Consider the following 20,917-nt stretch of genomic DNA (forward strand, 5'->3'; position numbering starts at 1 on the left):
GGGCCGGGGCTTTCGTTGCGAGCTTGCGGAACCGAGGACTCAGTGCGCGCCGGAATGGTTGCCGGCGTCGCGCGGCATCGTGTTGGAGCGGCCGCCGACGATGAAGCGCGACAGGTAGGTCGGCAGGACCACCTCGCAGCTCGACAGGTTGGTGATGCCCAGCTCCTTGAAGCCCGGCGCGCCGGCGGCGACGACGTTGTCGGTCCTCAGCATCTCCACCTGATCGCGGGTCAGCGGCGGGGCGACGATCGGCGGCACCTTCTCCAGCAGGCCGCCCAGCGTCTCCGCGATGTTCCAGGGGATCGGGACGAGGAAACGCTTGCGGCGGATCTCCCGCAGCATGAGCTGCATCATCTCCTTGAAGCTGTAGACGCGCGGCCCGCCCAGCTCGAAGGTCCGGCCGGCCGCCGAGTCCAGCGTCGCGGCGGCGGCGATGGCGTCGGCCAGATCGCCGACATAGACCGGCTGGAACTTCGTCGCCCCGCCGATCAGCGGCAGCGCCGGGGAGACCTGCGCCATGGCGGCGAACTTGTTGAAGAAGCCGTCTTCCGGTCCGAAGACGATGCTCGGGCGGATGATGGTGGCGCCGGGGAAGGCCTGCGCCACCGCCTGCTCGCCCGCCGCCTTGGACTTGGCGTAGGCCGAGGCTGACTTGGCGTCGGCGCCGATGGCCGAGACATGGACGAGACGGTGCACGCCGCTGGCCTTGGCGATGCGGGCGATGCGCGCCGGGGCGTCGACATGCACGGTCTGGAAATTCCAGGCCCCGCGCTCATAGAGCGTGCCAATCAGGTTGATGACGGTGTCGGAGCCCTGGATGGCCCGCGCGACGGACTGGTCGTCCTTCACGTCGGCGGCCATCGGCACGATCTGCCCGACCGAGCCGGCGGTCTTCAGGAAATTGGCCTTGTTCGGATGGCGCGACACCACGCGCACGATGGCGCCGGTCTTGGCGAGGCGGCGAATGAGGTGGCGGCCGACGAATCCCGAACCGCCGAACACCGTGACCACTTCAGAGCGATAGGACATCGACCTTCTCCCGTGCCGTTGGGCCCGCAAATTCTTCCCTCCGGGCCGCCCGCCAGCGGGGCAGGGCGACCGGATCGGGGGTTGCTTATATAGAAACCTCCTTAAAGAGGCTAGGGCCTGACGCGCCGCCCGCGGCCCAATTCGCGCTCGGCAGGGCCTGCGGCGCGACAGTGAAAAAAGCTGTTGACGGGCCTCCGCCGGACGGCTACATAAGCGGCCCACACCGAGCCCAGGTGGCGGAATTGGTAGACGCGCAGGTTTCAGGTACCTGTGGCAGAAATGTCGTGGAAGTTCGAGTCTTCTCCTGGGCACCATATCTACCCGGCTGCGCCGCATGCTACGGACCTCCCCCAGCGGGACGGGCAGGTAGCAGAGCGGCGTTCGTCGTTTCTGGGGTCCGTGGCCGGGGGCCGTCCACCTGAGCGGGAAGCCACCCAATGCCCATCGACCTCCATGACGGCGACCTGCCGGACGGTCTCGACCTGAAGTCCCTCGCCCGCGGCGGCGCCGTCGCCATCGACACCGAGACCATGGGGCTGAATCCCCACCGCGACCGGCTGTGTCTGGTCCAGCTTTCCCCCGGCGACGGCACGGTCCATCTGGTCCAGTTCCGCAAGGGCGAATACGACGCTCCGAACCTGAAGCGCCTGTTGACCGACCCCGAGGTCACCAAGCTGTTCCACTTCGCCCGTTTCGACGTGGCGGTGATGCGGGCCTATCTCGGCGTCGCCTGCCAGCCGGTCTACTGCACCAAGGTCGCGTCCAAGCTGGTCCGCACCTTCACCGACAAGCACGGGCTGAAGGATCTGGTGAAGGATCTGCTGGGGGTGGAGCTGTCCAAGCAGCAGCAGTCCTCCGACTGGGGTGCGGCGGAGCTGACGCCGGAACAGATGAAATACGCCGCCTCCGACGTGCTGCACCTGCACGACCTCAAGGAGAAGCTGGACGTCATGCTGGCGCGCGAGGGGCGGACCCATCTCGCCAAGGCCTGCTTCGACTTCCTGCCGGCCCGCGGGGAACTGGACCTCGGCGGTTGGGAACAACCGGACATTCTGTCGCATTGATGGCTGTCGCATTGATGGCTGTCGCATTGATGGCTGTCGTCCCGACGTACGGGCCGGGGGAATAGGCCGGGACCTCCGGACGTTGATTTGACCGGACGCGCGCGGGTGGGCATACTGCCCGCGCGGCGGCCGGCCCGTTGTCGCGGATACGCGCGTCGCCAGCGGGGGTACCCATTTTCGGCCTTATGGGCCAACCAGAAGAGGCAAGCACCGCCTTGACGAGCCTGACCGCATCCAGCCTGATCGATTGCCCGGCCGACACCGCGGCCGACACCGCGGCCGATCGCGACCTCGCGAGCGCCCGGCGCGTCCTGCGGATGGAGGCCGATGCCCTAACCGCGCTGGCGGACGGGCTGGACGGCGCCTTCGTGCGTGCGCTGGACCGGCTGGCCGGGATCGCGGGCCGCGTCGTCGTCTCCGGCATGGGCAAATCCGGCCATGTGGCGCGCAAGATCGCCGCGACCCTGGCCTCCACCGGCACGCCGGCCTTCTTCGTCCATCCGGGCGAGGCGAGCCACGGCGACCTCGGCATGATCGCCCGGCAGGACGCGGTCATCGCCCTGTCCAACTCCGGCGAGACGCACGAGCTGTCGGACATCGTCGCCTACACCCGCCGCTTCGACATTCCGCTGATCGGCATCACCCGGCGCGCCGGCTCCTCCCTGGCCGAGCAGGCGGACGTGGCGCTGGTGCTGCCGCCGGCCCCGGAGGCCTGCCCGCTGGGTCTGGCCCCGACCACGTCGAGCACGATGATGCTGGCGCTGGGCGACGCCCTGGCGGTGGCGCTGCTGGAGCGGCGCGGCTTCACGGCGGCGGATTTCAAGCAGTTCCACCCCGGCGGCCAGCTCGGCCGGGCGCTGCTGAAGGTGACCGACGTGATGCACAAGGGCGACGATATGCCCCTGTGCGCCTTGGATACGCCGCTTTCCACCGTCATATTCGAGATGACGGCCAAGCGGCTGGGCTGCGTCGGCGTGGTCGACGCCGCGGGCGCGCTGGCCGGGGTCATCACCGACGGCGACCTCCGCCGCCACCTGACGCCGGAGTTGTGGGCGGAGCGCGCCGACAGCATCATGTCGCCGCGGCCCAAGACGATCCGCCCCAAGGCGCTGGTCGAGGAGGCGCTGCGGGAAATGAACGCGAAGCAGATCACCAGCCTGTTCGTGGTGGAGGCGGACCGGCCGCTCGGTGTTGTGCACATTCACGATTGCCTGCGCGCCGGGGCGGCATGACAGGCAGCCGGAGGACGGTTGACGCCATGGACAGCGACCTGAAGGATCGGACGGTGAACACGCAGGAGCGGCGGGCCGATGCGCCTTCCCTTGCCGCGCAGCTTATGGCCATGCCAGGAGCGGCACCGGACGGGGAGGCGGCCAAGCGCGTCCACCGGCGCCGGGAAATTCGTCCGGTAAGCCGGGTCTACAGCCGTTTCGTTACCGGCATGAAGTTCGTGCTTCCGGCGCTGGCGCTGGCGGTGATGGCGCTGATCGCCGTCTGGCCCTCGCTGACCGAACTGCCGAGCCTGCGCATTTCCGCCGACAAGGGCCAGCTTGAGATGATCAAGCCGCGCTACGTCGCGGTGGACGAGGACAACCAGCCCTTCTCCCTGGTGGCGGCCAAGGCCGACCGCATCGCCGACCAGCCGGACATCGTCCTGCTCGACCAGCCGGAGGCGGAGATGACCCAGACCGACGGCACCTGGGTGACCATCCGCTCCGACAAGGGCTGGTACAATCAGGTCACCGGCATCCTGAAGATGCGCGGCCATGTCCGCGTCATGCGCGACGACGGCAACGAATTCACCACCGAGGAAGCGGAGTCCGACATCCGCAAGGGCACCGCCTGGGGCGATGTCCATGTCGTGGGCCAGGGGCCGCAGGGCGTCATCAACGCCGAGGGCTTCCGCCTGTCCGACCGCGGCAAGACGATGGTGTTCCTGAACCAGTCCAAGGCCGACGTCCAGGCCGCCGAAAGCCCGGGAGGAAAGACGCGTTGAGTGCAGCCACCTTTGCGGCCCCGTTAATGGCCGCGTTCCTTCTGCTATCGGGGGCCTCCGTCCCGGCGGCGGCCCAGGGGCTGCCCGGCCTCGGCGGCGGCCCCAACCCGGTCGAGGTCAACGCCGATCAGGCCATCGAATGGCATCAGGACGTGCGCGCCTATGTGGCGCGCGGCAACGCCTCGGCCAAGCGCACCGACAGCACCGTCTACGCCGACGTGCTGACCGCCTACTACCGCGAGGTTCCCGGCAAGGGGAACGAGGTGTTCCAGCTTCTCGCCGAGGGCAACGTGCGCATCGTCAGCCCGACCCAGGAGGTTTTCGGCGAGCGCGGCGTCTATGACGTGGACAAGCAGGTGGCGGTGGTCACCGGGCGCAACCTCAAGCTGGTCACCCGCACCGACATCGTGACGGCGCGCGACACGCTGGAATATTACGAGGCCAAAAATCTGACGGTGGCCCGTGGCGACGCCGTCGCCGTGCGCATCGCCAACGGCGACCGGCTGCGCGCCGACATCCTGATCGGCCAGCTCAAGAAGATGCCGGACGGCTCGACCCAGATGGAGCGCATCGACGGCGCCGGCAGCGTGGTGGTGACCACCGCGACCGACGTGGCGCTGTCGGACAAGCTGGTCTATTCGGTGGCCGACGAGACCGCGGTGCTGCTCGGCAACGTCAAGATCACCCGCAGCGACAACCAGCTCAACGGCGACGCCGCCGAGATGAACATGAAGACCAAGGTCAACCGGGTGATCGCCGGCCCCGCCACCGGCGGGCGGGTGATGGGCCTGCTGGTCCCCGGCCAGGAGCCGGGCGCCCCGGCCGGCCGGCCCACCGCGCAGGCGGGTGGCAAGCCCACCGGCCAATCGGGCGGTACGCCCACCGCCCAGCCGGGCGGCATGCCCGCCGCGAAGCCCTGACCGACCCGGCAGCGAATCAATGACCATGGACATCGAAGACCGGAACCTCGGCGGTCCGACCCTTTCCGCCCCGAACCAGTCGGGCCACCCGTCGGGTTTCCCGGCGGACCACCCCGCCAACGACGCGCGTCCGACCGAAGGGCTGGTGGCCCTGCATCTGGGCAAGGCCTACAAGAAGCGCCCGGTCGTCCGCGACGTGACCGTGACGGTCCAGCGCGGCGAGGCGGTCGGTCTGCTCGGCCCCAACGGGGCGGGCAAGACGACCTGCTTCTACATGATCACCGGGCTGATCGCCGCCGACTCCGGCACCATCCTGCTCGACGGGCAGGACATCACGTCGCTGCCCATGTACCGCCGGGCGCGGCTGGGCATCGGCTATCTGCCGCAGGAGGCGTCGATCTTCCGCGGCATGTCGGTGGAGAACAACATCCGCTCCGTGCTGGAGGTGGTCGAGCCCAACCGCGACACGCGCGAGCAGATGCTGGACGAGCTGCTGGCGGAGTTCTCGATCACCCACCTGCGCCGCGCCCCGGCGCTGGCATTGTCGGGTGGCGAGCGGCGGCGCGTCGAGATCGCCCGTGCCCTGGCCTCGCAGCCGCATTTCATTCTGCTCGACGAGCCGCTGGCCGGCATCGACCCGATCGCGGTAAACGACATCCGCGAATTGGTCAGCCATCTGCGCGACCGCGGCATCGGCGTGCTCATCACCGACCACAACGTGCGTGAAACGCTCGACCTCGTCGATCGGGCATACATCTTGCACGATGGTGTGGTACTAATGGAGGGAGAGCCGGCCGAGATCGTGGCGCACGAGGATGTGCGCCGGGTCTACCTCGGGGACCGGTTCAGCCTCTAGTGCGGTTTCCCTGCCCATGGCGCTCAGCCAACGCCTCGATCTTCGTCAGACCCAGTCCCTGGTGATGACTCCACAGCTGCAGCAGGCCATCAAGCTGCTGCAGCTGTCGAACATCGAACTGTCGGACTTCGTGGATCGCGAGATCGAGCAGAACCCCCTGCTGGAGCGCGACGGCGGCCCCGGCGAGGGTGGCGGCGAGGCCGGGGGCGACGGTGCCGGTGACGGCGGGGGCGAGCCCGGTGCGGTGGACCTCGCGGCGCCGGAGGAGCGCCAGCCGCCGATGACCGACGGGCGCACCCGCGACACGGTGGAGATGACGTCGTCGGAGACGATGGGATCGGCCTCCGATGCGCCGCTCGACACCGATTTCGAGAATGTCTATTCCGACGACCGCTTCTCCGACGGGACGGACGGGTCGAGCGACGTCTACGGCTCCTGGCAGGAGCGCGGCGGGCGCGGCGGCTTCGAGGACGACGAGTCCAACCTGGAAGCCACGCTGACCGGCCAGAAGAGCCTGCGCGACCACCTGACCGAGCAGCTGAAGATCGACCTGCCGGATCTCGGCGACCAGCTCATCGGACTGGCGCTGATCGACATGCTGGACGAGGCCGGCTGGATCACCGGGCTGGAGGTCGAGAGCCTGGCGGGACAGCTCGGCTGCGCGCCGGAGCGGGTGGAGCGGGTGCTCGCCGCCTGCCAGCGCTTCGACCCGCCGGGCATCTTCGCGCGGTCGCTGAAGGAATGTCTGGCGATCCAGCTTCGCGAGAAGAACCGCTTCGACCCGGCCATGGCCGCCCTGCTCGACCATCTGGAACTGCTGGCGGCGCGCAACCTGCCGGCGCTGATCAAGGTCTGCGGCGTGGACGCCGAGGACGTCGCCGACATGGTGGCGGAAATCCGCAAGCTGAACCCCAAGCCGGCGCTCAGCTTCGACCACACGCCCGCCCAACTCGTCACCCCCGACATTTTGATGCGTGCCAATCCGGGCGGCGGCTGGCTGATCGACCTGAACCCGGACACGTTGCCGCGGGTGCTGGTCAACCACCGTTATTTCGCGCGCATTTCCGGCACCGCCCGCAACAAGGCGGACAAGGAATACATCACCGAACGCTTCCAGTCGGCCAACTGGCTGGTCAAGTCGCTGCACCAGCGCGCCACCACCATTTTGAAGGTGGCCAGCGAGATCATCCGGCAGCAGGACGCCTTCTTCATCCATGGCGTCTCGCATCTGAAGCCGCTGATCCTGCGCGACATCGCCGAGGCGATCGGCATGCACGAGAGCACGGTCAGCCGCGTCACGACCAACAAGTTCATGGCGACGCCGCGCGGCGTGTTCGAGTTGAAATATTTCTTCACTTCCGCCATCCAGGGGGCCGACGGGCAGGCGGCCCACTCGGCGGAAGCCGTGCGCTACCGCATCAAGGCGATGATCGACGCCGAGAAGCCGGACGACGTGTTGTCGGACGATAAAATCGTCGAAATCCTTCGTGGTGAAGGGATCGACATTGCGCGCCGGACGGTCGCGAAGTATCGTGAAGCGATGCGCATTCCGTCATCGGTGCAGCGACGCCGTGCCAAGATGTCACGCATGTAACCGGGCCGGGAGGGGGCCGTCCTTGATTGACAGCCCATACCGCCGTCACTATGGTCCCCGTCCGCACGTGGCGGCCTTCCGTCGTCCTATGTCTATCGCGGACCAGATTGGAAACATCCCAAAATGCAACTGACCGTCAAAGGCAAGCAGCTTGACGTTGGCGACGCTCTGCGCACCCACGTCGCGGACAGCCTGAACACCATCGTCGGCAAGTATTTCAACAAGCCGATCGAGGCCAACGTCGTCCTGACGCGCGAAGCGCATCTGTTCAAGGCCGACATTCAGGTCCATGTCGGTCGTGGGATCGTCCTTCAGAGCGCGTCCGACGCCACCGAGCCGTACCCCGCCTTCGACACCGCGTGCGAGAAGTTGGCCAAGCGCCTGCGCCGCTACAAGCGCCGCCTGCGCGACCACCACAGCGTCGAAGCCCCCGCGCAGGAAGCCTTCCCGGCCCGCTACCAGATCCTGGAAGCGGAGAAGGACGAGGCCCATGTGGAGAGCGAAGAGGCCGCTGCCGAGGAGGCGCAGCCCATGGTGATCGCCGAGATGGAAACCACCATCGCGACCCTGGCGGTCAGCGAGGCGGTGATGCGCATGGAGCTCGCCGACGCTCCGGCCCTGATGTTCCGCAACGGCGCCCATGGCCGCCTGAACCTGGTCTACCGCCGCGCCGATGGCAACATCGGTTGGGTGGACCCGGCGGAGAAGGCCGGCGCCTGAGTCCGGTTTCCGTTCCAACCACAATCATAGCGTCATGCTCGATCTCATCACGCCGCACGCCATCCTCCCGAACCTCAAGGCCGGCAGCAAAAAGCAGGCCCTGCAGGACTTGGCGCGCAAGGCGTCCGAGCTGACCGGCCAGCACGAACGGGCGATCTTCGACGTCCTTCTGGAGCGCGAGCGGTTGGGCACCACCGGCGTGGGTCATGGCATCGCCATCCCGCACGGCAAGCTGCCCAACCTCGACCGCGTCCATGGCGTCTTTGCCCGGCTGGAGCGGCCCATCGACTTCGATGCGATCGATGAGCAACCGGTCGATCTGATTTTCCTGCTGTTGGCTCCGGATCATGCCGGCGCCGACCATTTGAAGGCGCTGGCCCGCGTGTCACGCCTGCTGCGCGACCAGTCCATGTGCGAGAAGCTGCGCGGTTCGGACTCGGCGGACGCGATCTACGCGCTGCTGACCCAGCACGAAGCCAGCCACGCGGCGTAAGGCGCGTTTCCTTGCGAACATGAAAACGGGAGAGCCGGCGGCTCTCCCGTTTTCGTTTTCCGGCCCCCGGTGCCGCCGTTTTTTCAGACCGCGGCGGCGAGGCGTACGTATGTACGTCCGTCAGTTGTGGGTGCCGCGGGGCAGCCAGCGCAGGATGTACTCCGCCCCGACGATGGCCAGCGCGAAGGACTTCGGCGTGCGGTTCAGCGTCGCCAGGAACAGCGCGCCGCCCGGCGCGGTCAGTTCCGCGCAGGACTTCACGAACAGCGGCACGTCGGCAACATGCTCGATCACCTCCATCGCCAGGACGGCGTCGAAGCGCTCGCCGGTTGCCGCCAGGGCCTCGGCGGTGGTGGCGCGGTAATCGACGGGGGTACCGGTCTCCGCGGCGTGGGCGGCGGCGGTGCGGATGTTGCGCTCGGCCGCGTCCACGCCGACCACGGTGGCGCCCATGCGGGCCACTGGCTCCGACAGCAGGCCGCCGCCGCAGCCGATGTCGACGATGCGCAGCCCCTTCAGCGGCTCCGTTGCCAGCGGGTCGCGGCCGAAGCGGCGGCACAGCGTGTCGCGGATGTAGGCCAGCCGCAGCGGGTTCAGCCGGTGCAAGGGCCGGAACTTGCCCGCGGGGTCCCACCATTCCGCGGCGATGGCCGAAAAGCGGGCGATGTCCTGGGGGTCTACAGTGCCAGAGGTGCCTGCGGTTCCGGCGGTCGCGGTCATGAAGGAAATCCCGTATGCTTGGATTGCGAGAACAATTGCGGGGCGAACTTGCCTCGCTGTGATCGACAGAGTATGGATACGCCGCCCCGCGCCGGCAACGGTAGAGCGGGGGCGCGGACTGCCGGCTTTTGTGCCGGCCCAGACATGGTGTGAGGTATGGCGCGGATCGTCCTCAAGTTCGGCGGCACGTCGGTCGGCGACATCGACCGCATCAAGAACGTGGCCCGAAAGGTCGAGCAGGAAGTCAAGGCGGGGCATCAGGTCGCCGTCGTCGTGTCGGCGATGTCCGGCGTGACCAACCAGCTCGTGAAATACTGCAACGACATCGACAAGCTGCACGACGCGCGCGAGTACGACGCCATCGTCGCTTCGGGCGAGCAGGTGACCTCCGGTCTCCTCGCCATCGCGCTGCAGTCGCTCGGCATCCAGGCGCGGTCCTGGCTCGGCTGGCAGATTCCGATCTACAGCGACGAGACGCACGGCAAGGCGCGCATCGTGTCCATCGACACGGCGGAGCTGGACAAGCGGATGAACACCGGCGAGGTCGCCGTGGTCGCCGGGTTCCAGGGCGTGACCGAAAGCGGCCGCATCACCACGCTGGGCCGCGGCGGCTCCGACACCTCGGCGGTCGCCCTGGCGGCGGCGCTGAAGGCCGACCGCTGCGACATCTACACCGACGTGGACGGCGTCTACACCACCGACCCGCGAATCGTTACCAAGGCGCGCAAGCTCTCCAAGATCACCTATGAGGAGATGCTGGAGCTGGCGTCGCAGGGGGCGAAGGTCCTGCAGACCCGCTCGGTCGAGATGGCGATGAACCACCGCGTGCGCGTGCAGGTTCTGTCGAGCTTCGAGGAGGCCGCCGGCAGCGCGCTTCCCGGTACCCTTGTTGTTGACGAGGACGAGATCGTGGAAAAGGAAGTTGTGAGCGGCATCGCCTACAGCCGCGACGAGGCGAAGATCACCCTCATCGGCGTCGCCGACCGTCCGGGCGTGGCGGCCAGCATCTTCGGTCCGCTGACCGACGCCGCCGTCAATGTCGACATGATCGTCCAGAACGTGTCGGAAGACGGCAAGTCCACCGACATGACCTTCACGGTCGGCAAGGCCGACATCGCCCGCGCCGTCAAGGTGCTGGAGGACGCCCAGGCCGAGCTGAACTACAAGCGCATCGTCTCCGACGCCAACGTGGTGAAGGTGTCGGTGATCGGCGTCGGCATGCGCAGCCACGCCGGCGTCGCGCAGCGCATGTTCAAGGCGCTGGCCGACAAGGGCATCAACATCCAGGTCATCTCCACCTCCGAGATCAAGATCTCCGTCCTGATCGCCGAGGAGTATGCGGAGCTGGCGCTGCGCGCGCTGCACACCGCCTACGGGCTGGACGCGGCCTGAGCCGGGTGAAGGGGGAGGGGCGGCGATGACCGACGCCAGGTCCGACTCCAGGTCCGACGTGGTCGCAGGCGCCCGACTCGACCGGCTGTGGAAGCGTGGCTGCGCCTTCCTCGGCACGCGCACCGCCATCATGGGCGGCGCGATGAGCTGGGTGTCGGAACGCCGCCTCGTCTCCGCCATCTCCAACGCCGGCGGCTTCGGCGTGCTGGCCTGCGGCTCGATGCCGCCGGGCCTGCTGGCGGCGGAGATCGCCGCCACGCGGGCGCTGACCGCAAAGCCCTTCGGCGTCAACCTCATCAACATGCACCCGGACCTCGACCGTCTGATCGACGTCTGCCGGGAGCTGGCGGTGAGCCATGTGGTGATCGCCGGGGGCTTCCCCAGCGGCGCCACCATCAAGCGCATCAAGGACGGCGGTGCCCGCGCCATGACCTTCGCCCCGACGCTGGTCAGCGGCAGGCGGATGGTCAAGCTCGGCATCGACGCCCTGGTGATCGAGGGCACGGAGGCCGGCGGCCACATCGGACCCGTCTCCACCACCGTCCTGGCGCAGGAAATCCTGCCCGACCTGCGCGAGGTCCCGGTCTTCGCGGCCGGCGGCATCGGGCGCGGCGAGGCCATCCTGTCCTATCTGGAGCAGGGGGCGGCGGGCGTGCAGATCGGCACCCGTTTCGTCTGCGCCACCGAATCCATCGCGCATCCGCGCTTCAAGCAGGTCTTCATCAGGGCCTCGGCGCGCGACGCCCAGGCGTCCGTGCAGATCGACCCGCGCTTCCCGGTGATTCCGGTGCGGGCGCTGACCAACGCCGGGTCCAAGCGCTTCATGGAGCTTCAGCGCGAGGTCATCGCCCGGGTGGACCGCGGCGAGACGACGCGCGACGAGGGCATCCTGGAGATCGAGCATTTCTGGGCCGGCGCGCTGCGCCGCGCGGTGATCGACGGTGACGTGGAAAGTGGCTCGCTGATGGCCGGGCAGAGCGTCGGGCTGGTCACGCGCGAGCAGCCGGTGGCCGAGATCATCGGCGACCTGATCGCCCAGGCCGAATCGGCGCTGGCCGCCCGCTGCCCGCAGACGGAAGCCGGCGACTTACCGGCCATCGGTCAATCGGCCACCAGTCAATCGGCCATCCTGGGGGCGGCATGAGATGAACGGCGTCGTGGGCGACATCCCCGCCAGTTCGCCGGGCTTCGACGGCGCCGCCTCGCGCCGCCTGCTGGCGCGGCTGCGCGACGTCATGGCAGGCTCCGGCTCCGGCCAGGAGCGGCTGGACAAGATCGTCACCCTGATCGGCATGGAGATGGGGGCGGATGTCTGCTCCTGCTACGTCATGCGGGCGGGCGAGGTGCTGGAGCTGTTCTCCACGGTCGGCCTGAACCAGGATGCCGTGCACAACACCCGGCTGCGCGTGGGCGAGGGCATCGTCGGCGACATCGCCGGCCACGCGCGGCCCATCGCGCTGGACAACGCGCCGTCGCACCCCAGCTTCGCCTATCGCCCCGAAACGGGGGAGGACCCGTTCCTGTCCCTGGCCGGCGTGCCGATCCTGCGCGGCGGCAAGGTCCGCGGCGTCCTGGTCATCCAGCACAAGGACCGCCGCCGCTACACCGAGGTCGAGGTCGAGACGCTCCAGACCATCGCCATGGTGGTGGCCGAACTGGTCGCCCAGGGCGAACTGGTCAACCCCCAGGAGGTCGCTTCGACGGGCGACCCGGCGCTCCTGCCGGCCCGCCTGTCGGGCACGGCGCTGGCCAGCGGCCTGGCGACGGGGCTGGCGGTGATCCACCGCCCGCAGCTCACCATCCGCCAGATGGTCGCCGAGGACGCCGAGAGCGAGCTGGTGCGGCTGAACACCGCCATCGCCACCATGCACAGCGCCATCGACGACCTGCTGAACGCGGCGGCGTTGGCGGGCTTGAGCGAGCCCAAGGACATCCTGGAAACCTACCGGATGTTCGCGGAGGACCGCGGGTGGCTATCGCGCATCCGCGAGGCGATCCGCATGGGCCTGACGGCGGAGGCCGCGGTGCAGCAGGTGCAGAACGACACCCGCGCCCGCATGAGCCACCTGACCGACCCCTACATCCGCGAACGGCTGCTCGACCTGGAGGACCTGACCAACCGGCTGCTCCAGCACCTTGCCGGGCGCCGGTCGGAGGCGGCGGACGGCGGCACCCTGCCGGACGACATCATCCTGGTCGCGCGGTCCATGGGGCCGGCGGAACTGCTCGACTACGACCAGCGCCGCCTGCGCGGCGTGATCCTGGAGGAGGGCTCGCCGTCCAGCCACGTCTGCATCGTGGCCCGCGCGCTGAACATCCCGGTGGTGCAGGCGCCGGACGCGCTGAACCGGATCGAGCCGCTGGACCCGGTGATCGTCGACGGCGACCATGGGCAGGCCTTCGTCCGCCCGGCGGAAGACATCCAGATGGCCTTCGTGGAGGCGGTGGCGCTCCGCGCCCGCAAGGAGGAGATGTACGAGAAGATTCGTGCGCAGCCCTCCGTCACCCGGGACGGCGTGCCGATCTCCATCCAGCTGAACTGCGGCCTGCTGATCGACCTGCCGCATCTGAAGGCCAGCGGGGCGGAGGGCATCGGGCTCTACCGCACCGAAATCCCCTTCATGGTGCGCTCCACCTACCCGGACGTCCACGCGCAGACCGACCTCTATTCCCGCATTCTCGACCAGACCGACGACAAGCCGGTGGTCTTCCGCACGCTCGACGTCGGCGGCGACAAGATGCTGCCCTACATCGCGGCCAGCGAGGGGGAGGAGAATCCGGCGCTCGGCTGGCGGGCCATCCGCATCGGGCTGGACCACCCGTCGCTGCTGCGTCAGCAGCTGCGCGCCCTGCTGCGGGCGTCCGCCGGGCGCCCGCTGTCGGTGATGTTCCCGATGATCGCCGAGGTGGCGGAGTTCGACGCCGCCCGCCGCCTGCTCGACCTGGAGATCAACCGGCTGGAGGGCCAGGGCGGCAAGCCGCCCAGCCGCGTGCGCGTCGGCACGATGATCGAGGTGCCGGCGCTGCTCTGGCAGTTGCCGGCCCTGCTGCCGCGGGTGGATTTCCTGTCGGTCGGCTCCAACGACCTGACCCAGTACATCTTCGCCAGCGACCGCGGCAACCCGCGCACCTCCGGCCGCTACGACCCGCTGTCTCCGGCCATGCTCAGCCTGCTGCGGCGGCTGGTCGAGGCCTGCGGCGACGCCGGCGTCCCGGTCAGCATCTGCGGCGAGATGGCCGGCCGGCCGCTCGACGCCATGGCGCTGATCGGCATCGGCTTCCGCACCCTGTCGATGTCGCCGCCCTCGGTCGGGCCGGTGAAGACGATGCTGCGCTCGCTCGACGTGGCGGCGCTGCGCCAGTACATGAACGGGCTGTATCTGCGCGGTGACCACAGTCTGCGCGACAAGCTGCGCAGCTTCGCCAAGGACCACGGCGTCATCATCTGAGGCCGCGCCGACCGTTCCGGAATCATCCCCGGTATCGGCGTTTTGTTACAGCGGTCCGGACGAAGGGCGTATACAAGATGGCAGGATCACGGTCGTTCCCGGTTGCGCCGACCCCGCGGCTGGCGTACCCATGCCGGGGGTGCGACCATAAGTCATCCGAGGCGACGGTACGGTTGAGATGATGGGCAAGCGCAAGGTTTTCGGTTCCTACGACCCCGCGCAGGACGGCCCGGCGCAGACCGGCCCCAGCGTGTCCGACACCCTGCGCGAGACGCGCGAGAGCCTCGGCTACGACCTGCGCGAGGTCGCGACGATGCTGCGCATCCGCTATCCCTACCTGCAGGCCATCGAGGCGGGCCGGTTCGAGGACCTGCCGGGCACCACCTACGCCGCCGGCTTCCTGCGCTCCTACGCGGAATGCCTGGGACTCGACCCGGACACCATCCTCACCCGCTACAAGGACGAGGCGGCGGGCCGCACGCGCAGCCAGCAACTCTATTTTCCGACCCCGGCGCCGGAAGGCCGCATTCCCGGCGGCACGGTCCTGCTCGGCACGATGGTGCTGGCGGGGATCGTCTATGGCGGCTGGTACTATCTGTCGGCGACCGACCGGTCGATGGTCGATCTGGTCCCGACCCTGCCCGACCGGCTGGTCTCGCTGCTCGACACGCTGCCCTTCAACGCCAGCCAGAATGGCGGCGGGCAAACCGCGTCGGTGCCGGTCGAGTCGCCCGCCGCTCCGGCGTCCGTCCCGACCGTGATGGCGGAGGCTCCGTCCGCTCCTCCGGTGGCCGCCCCGCCTGCGGCCGGTGGAGCGTCCACGGCGGTGCCTGCTCCGGTAGCCCCGGCTCCCGCCGCTCCGGCCCCGACCGCCCCGGCTCCCGCCTCTTCGGCTCCGGCAAAGCCCGCCCCGGCCCCTGCGGCGGTGGTCGCCCAGCCGGCGCCGGCCGCTCCCGCCAAGCCGAACGCTCCCACGGCGGCCCCGGCTCCCGCTCCGGCCGCCGCGCCGTCGGCCATGGTGAACGTCCCGCCGCCCCCGGCCGAGGACGACGAGTCCGAAGGCGCCGCGCAGGAGCCGACCCCGCTCACCCCCGCCGCTCCGGCCATCGCCAGCCTGCCGCCCGCCGCCCCCGCGGCGCCTCCGCCCGCCGCGGACGGGGCGCTGCCGTCGAAGGTCTACGGCACGCAGAACGCGGCCTCGCGCATCCAGCTCCGCGCCACGCAGGACAGCTGGATCCAGGTGCGCGACAACAGCGGCGAGATCATCTTCACCCGCGTGCTGAAGCCGGGCGACGTCTACCGCGTGCCCGACCGCTCCGGCATCCGCGTCCGCACCGGCAACGCCGGCGGGCTGGTGGTGGTCACCGACGGGGTGGACGGCGCACCGATGGGGGCGGTCGGGCAGGTGCTGCGCGACGTGTCGCTGGACCAGCACGCCCCGACCCTGCGCGGCGCCGCTCCCGCCCATTAAGGACGGGCCTGCCGACGGCTTTTTCCCTTGAATCCGGCGCGGCGGACCGCACTTCAGGCGTGACGCCGGCTGCGCTATAAGACGCGCCGGACCCGATTCATGCCCCGAGGCCACAGCCCATGAGCAGCGTGCGCGCCTACCGCCAGATCCTTCGCCGCAAGTCCCGCCAGATCCGGGTGGGCAACGTGCTCGTCGGCGGCGACGCGCCGATCTCGGTGCAGACGATGACCAACACGCCGACCGCCGACGTCGCGGCGACGGTGGCGCAGATCCAGGCGGCGGAGCGGGTGGGCGCCGACATCGTGCGCGTCTCCTGCCCCGACCAGGAATCGGCGCTGGCGCTGAAGCAGATCGTGCCGCAGGTGTCGGTGCCGATCGTCGCGGACATCCATTTCCACTACAAGCGCGCCATCGAGGCGGCGCAGAGCGGGGCGGCCTGCCTGCGCATCAACCCCGGCAACATCGGCTCGGCGGAGCGGGTGCGCGAGGTGGTGAAGGCGGCCAAGGACTACGGCTGTTCCATGCGCATCGGCGTCAACGCCGGCTCGCTGGAGCAGGACCTGCTGGAGAAGTACGGCGAGCCCTGCCCGGAGGCGCTGGTCGAGAGCGCGCTCAACCACGCCAAGATCCTGGAGGACCATGACTTCACCGAGTTCAAGATCTCGGTGAAGGCGTCCGACGTGTTCCTGGCGGTGGCCGCCTACCAGGGGCTGGCCGAGGCCTGCGACTATCCGCTGCACATCGGCATCACCGAGGCCGGCGGCCTGCGCGCCGGGACGGTGAAGTCGTCGATCGGGCTGGGCATGCTCCTGTGGTCGGGCATCGGCGACACCATCCGCGTGTCCCTGTCGGCCGAGCCGGCGGAGGAGGTCCAGGTCGGCTACGAGATGCTGAAGTCGCTGGGCCTGCGGCGGCGCGGCGTCACGGTCATCTCCTGCCCGAGCTGCGCGCGGCAGAACTTCAACGTCATCAAGACGGTGGAGACGCTGGAGGCGCGGCTGGCCCACATCACCACGCCGCTGACCCTGTCGGTCATCGGCTGTGTGGTCAACGGCCCCGGCGAGGCGCGCGAGACCGACATCGGCCTGACCGGCGGCGGCAACAACACCCATCAGGTCTATCTGTCCGGGGTCACCGACCATCGGCTGAAGGACCAGAACATCGTCGACCATCTCGTCGGGCTGGTCGAGAAGAAGGCCGCCGAGATCGAGGCCGCCAAGGCGGCGGAGAAAGCGGCGGAAAACGCCGCCGAGTGACGGAAGCGGCGCGGGCGGAAATTGAGTTAAGGACGCTCCGTGCCATCCGTGCTTAAATCCGCGGCAATCCTGTCATCCTTGTGGGCCGTGCCGCGGCCTGGGCCAGAGTCAGAGTGACCGCTTCCTACTTCGTCATCGGCGCCAGCCACCGGTCCTGCTCCGGCGCGATCCGCGACCGTCTGACGACGGAGGAGGCGGAGGTGCCTGCGATGCTGGAGCGGCTGAACGCCGCCGGCATCACCCAGGCGATGTGGCTCAGCACCTGCGATCGGGTCGAGGTCCAGGCGGTCCACGAGCGCCCGAACGAGGCGGCGCTGACCATCGCCGGGATCATGGCGGAGCGGGTGGGGCTGGGCGAGCCCGACCTCGCCGGGCAGCTCTACACCCTGACCGGGCCGGCGGCGGTGCGCCATGTTTTCGCCGTCGCCTGTTCGCTCGACAGCCAGATCATTGGTGAGCCGCACATCCTGGGGCAGGTCAAGGCCGCCCACCGCCACGCCGCCGCCGCCGGGCTGACCGGGCCGGAGCTGGAAGGGCTTCTCCAGGCCGCCTACGGCGCCGCCAAGCGGGTGCGCCGCGAGACGCCCATCGCCGAGGGCGCCACCTCGCTGGTCGCCGCGGCGGTCCAGGTGGCGCGCGACCTGCACGGCGACCTGAAGCGCTGCACCGGCCTGCTGATGGGGCTGGGCGACATGGGCGCCCTGGTGCTGGAGGGGCTGCGCGAGGCCGGACTCGGCCGGCTGACCGTCGCCGCCCCGGTGGACCGCCGGGCCGAAGCGGCGGCGCGACGGCTGGACAGCCACTTCACGCCCTGGGCCGATCTCGATTCGGCGCTGACCAGCGCGGATATCGTGGTGACCGCGGCGGGTCTGGGGCGCTATATCCTTTCCGCACCGCAGTTGGGGGCGGCGTTGAAGCGCCGCCGTCGGCGCCCGGTGTTCGTGGTGGACGCCGCGATCCCCGCCGACGTCGATCCGGACGTCGCCGGGCTGGACGAGGCCTTCGTCTACGACCTCGCCGACCTGGAGCGCGTGGCGCTGCAGGGACGGGTGGGGCGCGAGGCGGCGACCCAGGCGGCCTGGAGCATCGTGGACGAGGCCCTGGCGGCCTTCGCCCGCCACCGGGCCGAGCGTGCCGCGGTGCCCGCCGTGGCGGCGCTGCGGACGCATTTCGAGACGGAGCGGCGGCGCCTGCTGGACGAACAGCGGGGGCTGGACGCGGCGTCGGCGACGCGGCTTCTGGTCAACCGGCTGCTGCACGGCCCGTCGGAGGCGTTGCGCGCCATGGCGGCGGACCCGGACGGGGCCGGGCTGGCGGAGCGGGCGGCGGCGGAACGGCTGCTGTTCCGGCTGTTCCGGCTGGCCGAGGACGAGCCCGCCGGCACCGGATCAAGCGCCGGAGGCGATTTGGATAAGGACGAGCGACGTGAGCCTGGACGAGAAGTTCAATAGGGTCGTGGCCCGCCATGACGAGCTGCGGGACGCGATGGCGGCGGGGACGGTGGACCCGGCGGACTTCGCCCGGCTGTCGAAGGAATACGCCGACCTGACCCCGGTGGCAGAGGCCATCGGAGAGCTGAAGAAGGCGAAGGCCGAGGCCGCCGACCTCGCCGGCATGATCGCCGACCCGGCGGGCGACGCCGACATGAAGGCGCTGGCCGAGGAGGAGTTCGGCGATCTCACCCGCCGCATCCCTGCCCTGGAGCGCCGCGTGCAGATTTCCCTGCTGCCCAAGGACGAGGCGGACGAGAAGAACGCCATCCTGGAGGTGCGCGCCGGCACCGGCGGCGACGAGGCGGCCCTGTTCGCCGCGGAGCTGTTCGAGATGTACCGCCGCTACGCCGGGCTCCAGGGCTGGCGCTTCGAGACGATGGAGGTCAGCGAGACCGGCATCGGCGGCTACAAGGAGGCCATCGCCAACATCACCGGCCGCAACGTCTTCGCCCGGCTGAAGTTCGAATCGGGCGTCCACCGCGTGCAGCGGGTGCCGGCGACCGAGACGCAGGGGCGCATCCACACCTCCGCCGCCACCGTCGCGGTGCTGCCCGAGGCGGAGGAGGTGGACATCCACATCGACGAGAAGGACCTGCGCATCGACGTGTTCCGCTCCAGCGGTCCCGGCGGCCAGTCGGTGAACACGACGGACAGCGCGGTGCGCATCACCCACCTGCCGACCGGCCTCGTCGTCAGCCAGCAGGACGAGAAGAGCCAGCACAAGAACAAGGCCAAGGCCCTGAAGGTGCTGCGCGCCCGCCTCTACGAGCGGGAGCGCGCCGAGAAGGACAAGGCCCGCGCCGCCGACCGCAAGAGCCAGGTGGGCTCCGGCGACCGGTCCGAGCGGATCCGCACCTACAACTTCCCGCAGGGCCGGGTGACCGACCACCGCATCAACCTGACGCTCTACAAGATCGAGAAGGTGATGGCCGGCGAGGCGCTGGACGAGCTGATCGACGCGCTGACGGCCGAGGACGAGGCCGCCCGGCTGTCGGAACTGCAGTAGGGCGGGTTTCGTCAGCCGCCTTCCGGGAGTTTCGGCCCGCCGATGGCGGCGAGGATCGTCGCCGCCACACCCTCCGGGTTGTTCAGCACGTCGTTGTTCCAGAAGCGCAGGATTCGCCAGCCATGTTGCCGCAAATGCTCGTCCCGGGCGGAGTCGTAGGCGGAGTCGGCGTGCTGGCCGCCGTCGACTTCGATGACCAGCTTGGCCTGGATGCAGGCGAAATCGGCGATGTAGGGGGGAATGGGGTGCTGACGGCGAAACTTCCATCCGCTGAGCTGTTCGCTGCGCAGTTGGCGCCAGAGCGCCCGTTCGGCGTCGGTGGGCTGAGTGCGCAGATCGCGAGCGCGGTATTTCAGCTTGGAGTTCCGCATAGGCGCTCGTGTGGCAACACAGGCCCCCACCCTAACCCTCCCCCGCTGCGCAGGGGAGGGAACAGGACGTCGCATCGATCGCCCTCCCCTGCGCAGCGGGGGAGGGAGGGGACCCATGCAGCGCATGGGGAGGGTGGGGGCAAGCCATGACCATCACGCTTCACCAACTCCGCCGCACCGCTGAGGCCCGCCTGCGCGAGGCCAGGGTGGACACGCCAGACCTAGACGCGCGCCTGCTCGTCGAACACGCGCTGGGCCTCACCCGCCACGACCTGTTCACCCGGGCCAACGACCCCGTCCCCGAACCTGACGCCGCGCGTCTCCTCGCCCTGATCGAGCGGCGGGCGGCGCGGGAGCCGGTGGGGCGCATCCTCGGCCATCGCGAGTTCTGGACGATCGACCTCGCCCTCAACCCCGACACCCTCGAACCCCGGCCCGACACCGAGACGCTGGTCGAAGCCGTGCTGAAGGCTCTGCCCGACCGCAACGCCCCCCTGCGGCTGCTCGACCTCGGCACCGGAACCGGCTGCATCCTGCTGGCTCTGCTGGCGGAGCTGCCCAACGCCAGCGGCCTCGGCGTCGATCTCAGTCCCGGCGCGGTGGCCGCCGCCACGGATAACGCGGCGCGCAACGGGCTGGCGGAGCGGGCGCGCTTCCAGACCGGGAACTGGGGCGCCGGGCTGGCCGAGCGGTTCGCCGTCGTCGTCTCCAACCCGCCCTACATCCCCAGCGCCGACATCGCCGCGCTCGATCCGGAGGTGCGGCAACACGACCCGCTGCGCGCGCTGGACGGCGGCGCCGATGGGCTGGACGCCTACCGGATCATCGCCGCTCAGACGCCGGACCTGCTCCAGCCGGGCGGTCTGGCCGGGTTGGAGGTCGGGCAGGGGCAGGCGGCGGACGTGGCGGGGCTGCTGGTCGCCGCGGGACTGGAGCCGGCGGGCGTCTTCCGGGATCTGGGCGGCGTGGACCGCTGCGTCCTGGGGTGGAAGAGCGCGTGATTTCGCCCCATCCCCCCAAAAAAAGGTTGGATTGACGCGCGGTCCCCAGTAGGGTGCAAGGACGACGATGGCCCAGGGACGATCAT

19 protein-coding genes and 1 tRNA gene are annotated in these 20,917 nt (G+C 69.6%); 17 read left to right on the forward strand and 3 right to left on the reverse strand.

Annotation, left to right across the window (positions count from 1 at the left end; translation table 11 throughout):
- Positions 1–39: 39 nt before the first annotated feature.
- Positions 40–1,029, reverse strand: coding sequence for a complex I NDUFA9 subunit family protein (locus AC1DVI_RS24590; RefSeq protein ID WP_476960201.1), 990 nt, complete (start codon positions 1,027–1,029; stop codon positions 40–42).
- Positions 1,030–1,256: 227 nt separating this feature from the next.
- Between AC1DVI_RS24590 and AC1DVI_RS24595 the strand changes: the two genes are divergently transcribed.
- The 9 genes from AC1DVI_RS24595 (at position 1,257) to ptsN (ending at position 8,672) form a co-directional block, all read left to right on the forward strand.
- Positions 1,257–1,343: transfer RNA gene (locus AC1DVI_RS24595), tRNA-Leu, on the forward strand.
- Between the two features lie 123 nt (positions 1,344–1,466).
- Positions 1,467–2,093 carry a ribonuclease D gene (locus AC1DVI_RS24600; RefSeq protein WP_040133875.1) on the forward strand — a complete coding sequence of 209 codons (627 nt, stop codon included), beginning with the start codon at positions 1,467–1,469 and terminating at the stop codon, positions 2,091–2,093.
- 215 nt (positions 2,094–2,308) lie between these two features.
- Complete coding sequence (locus tag AC1DVI_RS24605; protein WP_476960202.1) at positions 2,309–3,325, forward strand: KpsF/GutQ family sugar-phosphate isomerase; 1,017 nt, start codon at positions 2,309–2,311, stop codon at positions 3,323–3,325.
- 26 nt (positions 3,326–3,351) lie between these two features.
- Positions 3,352–4,089, forward strand: a complete 738-nt coding sequence (gene lptC / locus AC1DVI_RS24610; RefSeq protein ID WP_476960203.1) for an LPS export ABC transporter periplasmic protein LptC — start codon at positions 3,352–3,354, stop codon at positions 4,087–4,089.
- Positions 4,090–4,115: 26 nt separating this feature from the next.
- Positions 4,116–5,009, forward strand: a complete 894-nt coding sequence (locus tag AC1DVI_RS24615; protein WP_476960204.1) for an LptA/OstA family protein — start codon at positions 4,116–4,118, stop codon at positions 5,007–5,009.
- A 19-nt stretch (positions 5,010–5,028) separates the two neighbouring features.
- On the forward strand, positions 5,029–5,865 hold the full coding sequence (gene lptB / locus AC1DVI_RS24620; protein WP_476960205.1) for an LPS export ABC transporter ATP-binding protein: 837 nt from the start codon (positions 5,029–5,031) through the stop codon (positions 5,863–5,865).
- Between the two features lie 16 nt (positions 5,866–5,881).
- Positions 5,882–7,459, forward strand: a complete 1,578-nt coding sequence (gene rpoN, locus AC1DVI_RS24625; protein WP_476960206.1) for an RNA polymerase factor sigma-54 — start codon at positions 5,882–5,884, stop codon at positions 7,457–7,459.
- Positions 7,460–7,582: 123 nt separating this feature from the next.
- Positions 7,583–8,179, forward strand: a complete 597-nt coding sequence (gene hpf / locus AC1DVI_RS24630) for a ribosome hibernation-promoting factor, HPF/YfiA family (protein ID WP_149166565.1) — start codon at positions 7,583–7,585, stop codon at positions 8,177–8,179.
- A 34-nt stretch (positions 8,180–8,213) separates the two neighbouring features.
- Positions 8,214–8,672 carry a PTS IIA-like nitrogen regulatory protein PtsN gene (gene ptsN, locus AC1DVI_RS24635; RefSeq protein WP_014198055.1) on the forward strand — a complete coding sequence of 153 codons (459 nt, stop codon included), beginning with the start codon at positions 8,214–8,216 and terminating at the stop codon, positions 8,670–8,672.
- A gap of 120 nt (positions 8,673–8,792) precedes the next feature.
- Here the strand turns inward: ptsN and ubiG are convergent, their stop codons facing one another.
- Positions 8,793–9,392, reverse strand: coding sequence for a bifunctional 2-polyprenyl-6-hydroxyphenol methylase/3-demethylubiquinol 3-O-methyltransferase UbiG (gene ubiG / locus AC1DVI_RS24640; RefSeq protein ID WP_476960207.1), 600 nt, complete (start codon positions 9,390–9,392; stop codon positions 8,793–8,795).
- A gap of 156 nt (positions 9,393–9,548) precedes the next feature.
- Between ubiG and AC1DVI_RS24645 the strand changes: the two genes are divergently transcribed.
- The 7 genes from AC1DVI_RS24645 to prfA all read left to right on the forward strand — a co-directional run bounded on the left by AC1DVI_RS24645 (position 9,549) and on the right by prfA (position 19,459).
- Positions 9,549–10,784, forward strand: coding sequence for an aspartate kinase (locus tag AC1DVI_RS24645; protein WP_040133868.1), 1,236 nt, complete (start codon positions 9,549–9,551; stop codon positions 10,782–10,784).
- 25 nt (positions 10,785–10,809) lie between these two features.
- Complete coding sequence (locus AC1DVI_RS24650; RefSeq protein ID WP_476960208.1) at positions 10,810–11,928, forward strand: NAD(P)H-dependent flavin oxidoreductase; 1,119 nt, start codon at positions 10,810–10,812, stop codon at positions 11,926–11,928.
- A gap of 1 nt (position 11,929) precedes the next feature.
- Positions 11,930–14,233, forward strand: coding sequence for a phosphoenolpyruvate--protein phosphotransferase (ptsP, locus tag AC1DVI_RS24655; RefSeq protein WP_476960209.1), 2,304 nt, complete (start codon positions 11,930–11,932; stop codon positions 14,231–14,233).
- Positions 14,234–14,414: 181 nt separating this feature from the next.
- Complete coding sequence (locus AC1DVI_RS24660; RefSeq protein WP_476960210.1) at positions 14,415–15,704, forward strand: helix-turn-helix domain-containing protein; 1,290 nt, start codon at positions 14,415–14,417, stop codon at positions 15,702–15,704.
- Between the two features lie 119 nt (positions 15,705–15,823).
- On the forward strand, positions 15,824–16,960 hold the full coding sequence (gene ispG / locus AC1DVI_RS24665) for a flavodoxin-dependent (E)-4-hydroxy-3-methylbut-2-enyl-diphosphate synthase (RefSeq protein ID WP_014198060.1): 1,137 nt from the start codon (positions 15,824–15,826) through the stop codon (positions 16,958–16,960).
- 113 nt (positions 16,961–17,073) lie between these two features.
- Entirely contained in the window at positions 17,074–18,411 is a 1,338-nt protein-coding gene (hemA, locus tag AC1DVI_RS24670) for a glutamyl-tRNA reductase (protein ID WP_476960211.1), read from the forward strand.
- Positions 18,386–19,459, forward strand: a complete 1,074-nt coding sequence (gene prfA, locus AC1DVI_RS24675) for a peptide chain release factor 1 (RefSeq protein WP_145627908.1) — start codon at positions 18,386–18,388, stop codon at positions 19,457–19,459. Before hemA ends, prfA begins: the two co-directional genes overlap by 26 nt.
- An 11-nt stretch (positions 19,460–19,470) precedes the next feature.
- Here the strand turns inward: prfA and AC1DVI_RS24680 are convergent, their stop codons facing one another.
- Complete coding sequence (locus AC1DVI_RS24680) at positions 19,471–19,830, reverse strand: endonuclease domain-containing protein (protein ID WP_476960212.1); 360 nt, start codon at positions 19,828–19,830, stop codon at positions 19,471–19,473.
- Positions 19,831–19,976: 146 nt separating this feature from the next.
- Here AC1DVI_RS24680 and prmC point away from each other — a divergent pair, with 146 nt between their 5' ends.
- Positions 19,977–20,831, forward strand: coding sequence for a peptide chain release factor N(5)-glutamine methyltransferase (prmC, locus tag AC1DVI_RS24685; protein WP_476960213.1), 855 nt, complete (start codon positions 19,977–19,979; stop codon positions 20,829–20,831).
- Positions 20,832–20,917: the final 86 nt, after the last annotated feature.

This window comes from Azospirillum sp. P4_B5, assembly GCF_056402275.1.